The sequence below is a fragment of the Vibrio sp. genome (assembly GCF_984391705.1).
Genome location: NZ_CFHWOM010000086.1, coordinates 1 through 9,454 on the forward strand (window position 1 = coordinate 1; position 9,454 = coordinate 9,454).

A 9,454-nucleotide genomic window follows, 5' to 3' on the forward strand; every position below is an offset into this window, starting at 1 on the left:
ACAAACACCGGTGCTGCATTGGCAACTTGCTGATCCGTAATATCAACACTAAATGCGATAGGCATAGATTCGAAACTCTCAGTCTTACCATCTTGCTCAATATCTCGCTTAACCAATAGTTCAAAGTCAAATTTGCCGTACTGATTAAATGTCAGCTCGTTGATCGTCAAAGTGTTATTACTGAAGGCTGCACTATCATCAGCGGTATTTGCAACGACTTCTCTATCCCAAACCGCAGTCGATTTCTTCATTCTGAGTAGATGGGTGATGGTGTCACCTTCACTTAGATTTTGATCAGAAATGTTCATCAACTCAAGATTCGACAGTTTAAGCGCAACGCTATTATCACCAGACGCTTCTGCCGCTGCCGTGATCGCTGCGGTTAACTGTGTTGATAGATCTTCTGCTGTGACGTCTAGTTGTGATGGCATTTTAGCCAATTTCGTATCATCATCGATATCTTGTTTCAGTTGAGTGACGTTGCTCTCTTCTGAAAATTGTTCAATGTTATTAAAAACATAGACAGCAATGTCTTCGAGTTTTTCGACACTAGCATCTTCACCTAAATCCGATGAAATTGCAGATAATTGGTCTACCGCTGATTTGGCTATGTTGACGGTTTCTTGTGCGTTTGGCATCTCGCTGTTAGCGCTCACTTTTACTAACAGTTGCGCCATTGCGTGAGAAATTTCAGCGCCACTTTTAACCCCGGCGTCTTGGTCTGTTTTGGCTTTGACGTAGTCGGTTGTGAGTAGATCTTGGATTGCCTCATCTGAACCATCCAAACCTAACGCGTTAGCAAGCTCTGTTTTGGCATCTGCAATTTCTGTCAGTATGTCCTGTTCACTAATGTTCGCATTTTCTTTCTTTGCTTCTTGCATCACATCGTGAAGGTAAGTTGTGAAAGGTGATACGACTGGTGCATCGCTGTTTTCTAGCAATCTTGGTGTCGGAGAGTAGAGGGTATAAGCCTGAGCTAAGGTTTGATCTGGGAAATCTTGGTCAATCGTCTCTGTTGTCGTTACGACACAAAAACCATTGTTGAGCAATGTTGGGTCTATTGAAGCTTGGCCATTGGTATCTGTGGTACCAAGTTTCGTTTCATCAGAGAGGCATATGCCGTTTTCGTTTAAGGCATACAAGTCGGCATTGGATAAGTATCCATCCATTGCGGTAACAATCACATTCTGAGATGCATTGCTGCTATCCGATGAAGAGCTGCCTCCTCCACAACCTGCGAGTACAAACGTACAGCCGATCAATATTGATAAAGTTTTTCTTTGAAACATAGGTTTTCTATCCCTGCAAATGAAATCGTTTCCAAAAAGTTGAGCGGTTCGCTCTGTAACTCATAATTTTGGCTGATAATACAAATTATTCTCATTACTTCAAGAAGGGAATTGTGAAGGGTTAATAAAATTTGATCCAAGTTATAAATGAACAATAATAATTCTCATTTTTATTAATATTGGCTTGGATTGAGCAAGTTTAATGTGTAGCATTTGATCAATTATTGTGATTTTCGTCGAGTAAAACACGCTTTTATATGCAATAAAGCTATGTTTTCGGATCTTGTTATTTGAATGTTCTGCTTGGTTTTTGTTCGTAGAACTGGGTTGTCTTGCCCTGATTTATGACTGTTTTTTTGGATTATATTTTAAAAAGTAAACTTTCAAGAAGGTCAGGTAACGTTTTCATTTTTGTGTGTTTGTACGCGTGTTTGAAGCGAGAGTATGCCTTCGATTGGAGAAGGCATTCGTTTTGCTTTCGAGGCTTCCCACACAGTTTTCAGAAAATCACTGTTACTTTTCAATTTAGCTGCCCAAGGTGAATTTTTTAGATGTTAGGCCTTAATGTATTTGAAGATCCCATCGTGCTCGCAACTGTGTTACCGCTCGGGATCTGTTCGGTATTGGCATTTGGTTTCATTCTTGAGCGTATTGTTTACTTAGGTACGCGCAAAACTCTGACGAGCAAAGAGAAGACTTCGGTTGTTGAGCTGCTTTCGCAGAGTGCTTTGGATGATGCAAAGCAGATCATTGATAACAAACTGCCATTTTTTACAAGCGCCGTCTCTGAATTGATGGCTCATCAAAATAAGCGCAAAGAGATCCGAGATGAAATTGTGACTTTGACGGTAAATGACCAACTCAAAGTTCTGCGCAAGCGCTTAACGCCATTGTCGACCATTGCGGCTTTAGCGCCGATGTTGGGTCTGCTAGGGACGATCGTTGGATTGATGCGCGCATTTTATGACATTGGTTTGAGCCAAGGCCCGGTAGAGCCAGCGGTTGTTGCCGATGGCTTATGGCAAGCACTAAGTACCACCGCTATTGGCATGATGATCGCTGTCGTCTGCGTCTTGTTTAACGCTTACTTGCGAGCAAAGACTGCACAAATGATTTCTGACGCGAGTGATATTCTCAGTCGATTCTCGCTGTTGCTTGAAGACGTCCAGTCACCCAATGTGTCAACTGAGTAAAGGCCGTTCCCATGATAAAGCCTAACCTCGAAGACGACCTCGTCTCTGAAGAGTCGGGATCAATGACATCAATGATTGACGTTATTTTCACTCTGATCGCATTCATGATGTTGATGATTAACGCTCCTTTGCTGACCATGGATATGGATCTACCGGACGCTAAGAAAACGAGCATCGTTAAAGCGGTAGAAAAAGAGAGTGTGACGTTGGCTGTTCTTCAACAGGAAAACCAGTGGCGACTGGATGACGGTAGCATTGTTGATAGCCAAACCATCAAACAGCAATTATCTGACTTAAATCAAGCAAACGATGGGCAACTGCATGTGCTCATTACGACGGATAAAACCACTTACGTTCAACGTATGGTCGACACAATATCGATACTAAACGAACTCAATATTCAAGATTCACAAATCGCTATTAATCAGGTCAAAACTCAAAAACTCTAGTATTTGGGTCTTAAGGACGATTATTTCTCGAAACGGATAAATCATGTCTACACACGGAAATTATGCGGCAATGCTAGCGGCCGCAGGGCTTGTTTCGGCTCAAGTTTGTGCTAGTGAAGAACAGACAATTCCAGACAACTATACAGAGCTTGGCGAAGTGGAAGTTTGGTCGGAACCTTTTGCCCAAAAAATGGGAACACAAAAGATCGACAATGAGACCATTCTTAAGATACCAACCTCGAATGGCACCATCAGCGAATTGCTAAGAAACAACCCTAATGTGCAGTTTTCAGCGAATGACTCAGTGTCACAAGCGCAAGGCGAAATCGCGCCAGAGAATGTGTCATTTCATGGTGAGAAGTTTTACAACAACAGTTGGATGATTGATGGATTGTCGAACAACGACAATATTAACCCTGGATCTAACAATGGTTCTCTGAGCGCTATAGATGGTCAATCGCCTTTCAAATTACCAGATGGAGGCACACAGTCTTTCTGGATCAACTCTGAAATCATCGACAGCGTAGACGTTTACGACAGCAACATCTCATCCAAATATGGTCAATTTACTGGTGGTGTAGTTGACGCTAAGCTAATGTCGCCAGACACATTTGAATCATGGGGAAGCGTGTCATACCGAACCACTCGTGATGAGTGGACGAACTTCCATTTCGAAGATGAAGCTGCACGCTCTGACTTTGAAAAAGCAAACCGTATCTACAACCAACCAAAATTCAATAAACATATTTATTCTCTCAACGTTAATCAGCCGTTGTCCGATTCGACAGCGATTCTATTTTCGTACAACCGAGTGGAATCTGAAATCCCGTTTTATCATGACTCATTAGAGGTATGGGAAGATCAAACACGACTCTCCGAGACTTACCTGTTTAAAGGGCTTCATGAATCTGAAAACGGTGATACTTGGAATATCTCCCTTATCTATTCTCCACACGAGTCTTACTACGTATTTCCTGATACCAAAAACGGTGGTTATGAATTACAAGGTGGTGGCTATCGAGCCAATGTCGATTGGGAACATATTTTTGATTTCGGCAGCGTCGTTTCCACGGTGGCTTACAAACAAACCAGCAATAAAGTCGACTATGAAGAAGATGACTTTTATGCCTGGGAACTGACAGATTCGATTGATTGGAAGTCATCGGATAGCAATGCTCAAGAAGGCGGTTTCGGTGATACCTCGACGACCAAGGAAACCGTAACATTCAAGCAAGATTATCAGTTCGATACGGTCGCTGCGTTTGGCCTAGAACATAAAACAAGTTTTGGTTGGAAGGTCGATCTTGCGACGGCTAAGTATGAGCGCAAAAACGAAGTGAATATTTATACTTCACTTGGCTCTCTTACACCTGCGATTTGCTATCCAGGTGATACCAGCTGTATTGCGGGTGAGCAAGCAGCGGAAATTTTAGTTCAATATGGCGTTGCTGATGCTGAAGTATCAAACAATCATTACTCCGTCTATTTGGAAGATCAAATTCAATGGAAGCGCCTAGAGGTGACGGCAGGCTTGCGTGGTGACTTTGATGAGTATCTCGATAACCTCGATATTGCTCCTCGGTTAACGCTCTCTTATGACCTATTTGGTAATGGTAACACCGTCTTCTTTGGTGGTTTAAACCGTTACTACTCTGACAGTCTACTGGCCTATGCATTGAGTCAAGAGATGGGGCATGCGACACGTTATCGCCGCAATGATTATGACCAAGGCTGGGTCTACGACGCCGATCGAACCATTGGCGGAACTTACCTGGAATCTGGACTGAAAACACCATTCAGTGACGAAATGAACCTTGGTATCCACCAACGTGTCGCGAACACAGAATGGACATTTAAGTGGGTTAACCGAAAAGGCCAAGATCAGTTCGTTCGTAACACCAAAGTGGACAGCTCAAGTTACAAAACGTATTGGCTGAGCAATGATGGCGAGAGTGATGCAGACAGTTTCACTTTAGATGCCAAGCTACGTGAAGCAATAGAGTGGCAAGGTATTTTCTCCGATGTTTCATTGGGTGCCAACTATATGAAGGTCAATTCGTCGTTTACTTCTTATGATCCTGGGCACCTATTCAACGACGATGTGTACGTGATGGCCGATGGTGATGTGATCACCATTGATGAAGTGCTTTCACGTAACAGTTACAACCAACCTTGGACTGTGTTCACCACCATTAACATGAGTCAGCCAGAATGGGGCGTAACTTGGTCTCAAAACTACCGATACACCGCAGGCTACCGCAGTTGGGAGTCAACTGGCGATGTATACAGGTGCCAAGTTGGCGATAGTGCTTGTAATGGCGTCGTGGGTGATACAAGTATTTACGATGAAATCGAATTCAAAGAAAGATTCATTGCAGACTGGCGATTTAGCTATCAGATTCCTATTTCAGCCACTGACCTGACATTTACCCTTGACGTGTTGAACGTATTTGACAGTCGTGTTGAAGGGGAAGGCCTAGATGGCAGTGAGGCTCTAATTAGCTATAAACCGGGCCGACGTTTCTGGCTTGGTGGTCGTTACAATTGGTAAGAGAGACAATGAAAAAACTATTAATTCATAGCTTTACGTGTGCTTTAACACTTAGCGTATCCCATTTTGTCTCTGCGGCGACTTATACTCATGGCCAGTTGGACAACGGATTCGTTTACCACATTTTTAGCACAGATGCAGAACAAGACTATTTCGATGTTCATCTACAAATCAATGTAGGTGGTGCCGATGAGCGTCCGCATGAGTACGGTTCTGCCCATATGCTAGAACATACACTTTTTCACAAAAGCAAAGACTTTCCTAAAGGAATCAGCACCCAGCTTGCTGATTCAGGATGGAAACTTGGCGAACAACTCAATGCCTACACTGGCTATGAAAACACTAAGTTCGTGATGACGCCTCCTCGAGGAACGGAAGAGATGGATACGGCGTTTCTGGCTCTGCAGAACATGGCTTACTACCCACTGATTGCAAAAGACGATTGGCAAAGAGAGCAACAGATCGTACTTGCTGAAAGACGTAATAATTTGGGGCTTAGGGGACGTATGGCGGAGTCACGTCGACAAATGCTCTATCGCGGCGCTCGCCAAGCAGATTCGACACTGATAGGAACCGAGCAAGATATCTTGCAACGCGAGGCGTCTGTGCTGAAAAGCTTCCATCAACGTTGGTATCAACCGAGCAACATGCAGTTGGCGGTGATTGGTGACGTCAATCCTGAACAAATCGAAAAGAAAATCAGAACTTATTTTGGCGAGTACGTCGGTCAGCCAGTTCCTGAGCGCGGTGCGGATTATTACGACCCTGCATTGACGAAAGGCTGGTATATCGAATCCGTTAAAGACAAGCAGAGCAAGAATAACCAAGTTAGTTTGATGTTCCGTCTTAACGACAATGAGAGCCGTGGGCATCAGAGTGAGACGGCAATACGTAATCAACAAATTGACCGCAGCGCGCGTACTATGATTATGGAGCGATTAGATGCGCTGAATCTGGAGTTACCAGAAGGTGTGGATCCACTGTTTGTCCAACGTAGTGAAGTCGGCCACCACACTGCAGCAATTTCTCTGTTTGCCGGAGCATCAAGTGGCCACCATGATGCAGCACTTCAGCAGCTAATGGAGTTTCGTCAACAGTTACTCGATTACCCTATCAGTGAAAAAGAGTTGAAGTTCTATCGTGACGATATGGACGCTTACATCAAAGCCAATCTGAATACTAAAGTGCTCCCAGATTCGACGGCTAAGTTAACGCGTATGGCTCTAGGGGCATTTTCGGGCAGACCAGTGATTCCTGTAGGAGAAAAGGTCAGCGTGTATAAAGAGATAATGGCGACAATTACCGCGGACGATGTCAATCAGCGTATTCAAAGTTGGATGAATGCCCGTGATCGTTCAGTGATGTTTCAAATGAACGCGGAAGATGCCTTTACTCTTCCAACCGCAGTCGATCTTAATCATCTCGAAAAACAAGTTCAGGCGATGGAGATAGCAGCGCCACGAGATATTGAAGATATTGGGGGCGGTGCTTTTCAGTTTGAATTACAAGCCGGTACGATCAAATCCAAGAAAATTGACCCGTACTACAAAGACGTTCAAACGTGGACGTTGGGTAACGGTGACCAATTTGTGTGGTTGAAGAGTGACTCAGTGAAAGATGATGTGCTCTTTCATAGTTCGGCAAAAATTGGGTATTTGGCTCAAGAGCTTGAAGGATGGAAGGCTCGCTTGGCAAGTCAGTTTGTTTGGATGAGTGCTCCACAAGGCTACGACTTACAAACTCTTGGTACCTGGCGTCGAAGAAACAGCATCGTGTTTAGAAATGCTTTAGGCCCCGAGAGATTCCAGATCAAAGGTCAGTCCGGGGTTGAACATATTGAAGAGATCTTTAAGGCGTATGCTGCTTATCAGCTCTCCCCTAAGATCGATGACGATTTCATGACAATGCAGTTGGCAGGAATTAAATCATCGCTATTGAATAGGGATGACAGTGGTCAACAAGTCAGGGAAGCAGAAGAGGCGTTACGTTACAAGGTCAATCATCTAACCGTGCCCGAAGTAGAGCAGTTAGAACAGATCAAAAAGTCCGAGTTACTTGGTCTCTGGCAGCAAATTTCTGATACACCCAATACGTTCTTTGTCGTGGCGAACTTACCGGCACAGGAAATGGAAAGTTTGGTGGTGCGTTACCTCGCAGGAATCCCTCGCAGTTCTAAAATGTATCAGTTCAACAAAGAAGTATTGGCTTCAGGTACAGAGCGAACGACGTTAAAGCTTGATACGACAGAAAGGACAGATATAGATGCTTGGTCTTGGAAACAAGAGCCTTGGTCTATTGAGTCGACTCAACAGCTGAATTTGGCAAGGCGTCTTGCTCATACTGCGCTGAAACAGGCGTTGCGTGGCGAAGAGAAAGCGGTGTACTCGGTCGCTTTTGATTCAGTATTGATGCAAAAAGATCAGCAAATCTATAGCCACCTTCATTTCAATGCACAGCCAGAAAAGACAGATAGGCTATGGAACTTATCACAACAAGTGCTGGCAAACTTGCCGGAGAAACTGACGCAAAAACAACTGGATGCAGAAAAATTACATGTGTTGAAGATTGAGAATAATGCGTTAACCAATCCGCAAGTTTGGTTGGGTCGACTAGAGCTGAGTTTTCAGCAATATGGTGATGCTAGAGTATTGTCTGAAATGCAGAATCTTGATCAAAATACTCAGTTATCTGACATCAAGGCGATGATGAAGAACATGTGGCCGCAAGAAAATGTTCGAGTGCTGCAAGTTTCGCCTGCAGGTTAGTTTATGAGAGTTTGGATTGCGATTCTCTTGTCACTGTTGTGTCATGTCTTTTTGGGGTGGCTTTGGTTTTACCAGGCCCCTCAACCTAACGTCGATGACAGAATGAGTCTGGACGCGATTGATTTTAATCTAGGGATCGTAGCTGCGCAGACAGAGAGCACTGAGCTGGTTTCGACCAACAGTGAATCTCAGGTATCGTCGCAAAAAGGCGGGCAGGTTGCGGCGTCTCCAGTTGCAAGCATTAATACCGAGACAGAGGTTAATGTAGAGACTCCGCAAAAACTGCTCGAAGAGTCAGAGCTGATTGTCGAAGTGTCAGAAGAGGTGGTTGAGGTTGCCGAGGAGAGCGAAGTAGCGCCAGTAAAGGTTACTGAGAAAGTAGAGCAACCTGTCGACGAGCCTGTGCCAATCAAAAAGCCTGAAAAAGTCGCCCAAAAGAAAAGTCCACAAAATCAGAAATTTGAAAAGCCGAAACAGAGCAATAAGTTAGAGCAGAATCAGAAAGCTGAACCGCCTAAGAAGACCCGAGAGGAGGTTAAGGCGTCTCCGACTCAAGAGTTACCAGAGAAGGTGGTAACGTCAACAGAAGTTGGTGATAGTTCAGTGACAGCACAATCCAGTGTTTCGCAAACAAGCGAAGTGACAGCAGTCTCCCAAGGAGGCAAAGCGACTCAAACACAAGCTGATAGCACAAAATCTGCTTCCTATATTGCAGGTTTACAGAGAAAGATAGCCGCCAGTGCAAACCGTCTATATCCGAAGAAAGCCAAGAGGAAAAACTTACAAGGCGTGGTGATGGTAGGTTTCTTTATTCGTCCAAATGGTGACATAGAACAAGTGTCTATCATCGACAAAAGTGACTACCCAGTGTTAGATAAAGCCGCGCTTAAATCGGTGAAGCGCATAGGCAGTTATCAACCGCCTCCTGAAGGTATTAAGGATTACTTTGTTATACCGATTAGCTTCAAATTGAGGTAATCAATAGCGCTGAGACCTTCGTCGGTAAACTGCTGACGAAGGTCCCGGCTCACTGTCTCAACGCTTAATCTTGCAGTGGCAGTTGGTAGCTGTTCTTAAGCTCTTTCACTGAGATGTTAGATTGAATTGCGCTGACACCTTTCACTCGTCGAATTGAACTGATTCGCTCAAAATACTCTTCCAGATCTCTTGCCAACACCTGAATCATGTAATCGGCTCCGCCTGCAAT

Annotated in this window: 7 protein-coding genes; 5 read left to right on the plus strand and 2 right to left on the minus strand. The window is 44.2% G+C overall.

What is annotated here, in order from left to right; genetic code table 11:
- Positions 1-1,289 (minus strand): hypothetical protein (locus AC4MRV_RS20670; protein ID WP_491189183.1); only part of this gene is annotated, 1,289 nt, incomplete at its 3' end.
- Between the two features lie 551 nt (positions 1,290-1,840).
- Between AC4MRV_RS20670 and AC4MRV_RS20675 the strand changes: the two genes are divergently transcribed.
- Genes AC4MRV_RS20675 through AC4MRV_RS20695 form a run of 5 tightly spaced genes read left to right on the plus strand, consistent with a single transcriptional unit; the run spans position 1,841 to position 9,225 of the window.
- Positions 1,841-2,482 carry a MotA/TolQ/ExbB proton channel family protein gene (locus AC4MRV_RS20675; RefSeq protein ID WP_491189184.1) on the plus strand — a complete coding sequence of 214 codons (642 nt, stop codon included), beginning with the start codon at positions 1,841-1,843 and terminating at the stop codon, positions 2,480-2,482.
- Positions 2,483-2,493: 11 nt separating this feature from the next.
- The gene (locus tag AC4MRV_RS20680; protein WP_491189185.1) at positions 2,494-2,931 is read left to right on the plus strand and encodes an ExbD/TolR family protein; all 438 of its coding nucleotides are present in this window, start codon (positions 2,494-2,496) and stop codon (positions 2,929-2,931) included.
- 43 nt (positions 2,932-2,974) lie between these two features.
- Positions 2,975-5,482, plus strand: coding sequence for a TonB-dependent receptor plug domain-containing protein (locus AC4MRV_RS20685; protein ID WP_491189186.1), 2,508 nt, complete (start codon positions 2,975-2,977; stop codon positions 5,480-5,482).
- An 8-nt stretch (positions 5,483-5,490) separates the two neighbouring features.
- On the plus strand, positions 5,491-8,247 hold the full coding sequence (locus tag AC4MRV_RS20690; protein WP_491189187.1) for a M16 family metallopeptidase: 2,757 nt from the start codon (positions 5,491-5,493) through the stop codon (positions 8,245-8,247).
- 3 nt (positions 8,248-8,250) lie between these two features.
- On the plus strand, positions 8,251-9,225 hold the full coding sequence (locus tag AC4MRV_RS20695) for a TonB family protein (RefSeq protein WP_491189188.1): 975 nt from the start codon (positions 8,251-8,253) through the stop codon (positions 9,223-9,225).
- Between the two features lie 64 nt (positions 9,226-9,289).
- On the opposite strand, the gene AC4MRV_RS20700 is transcribed toward AC4MRV_RS20695, so the two are convergent.
- Positions 9,290-9,454: Lrp/AsnC ligand binding domain-containing protein (locus tag AC4MRV_RS20700; RefSeq protein ID WP_491189189.1), on the minus strand; the 165-nt coding region annotated here is incomplete at its 5' end.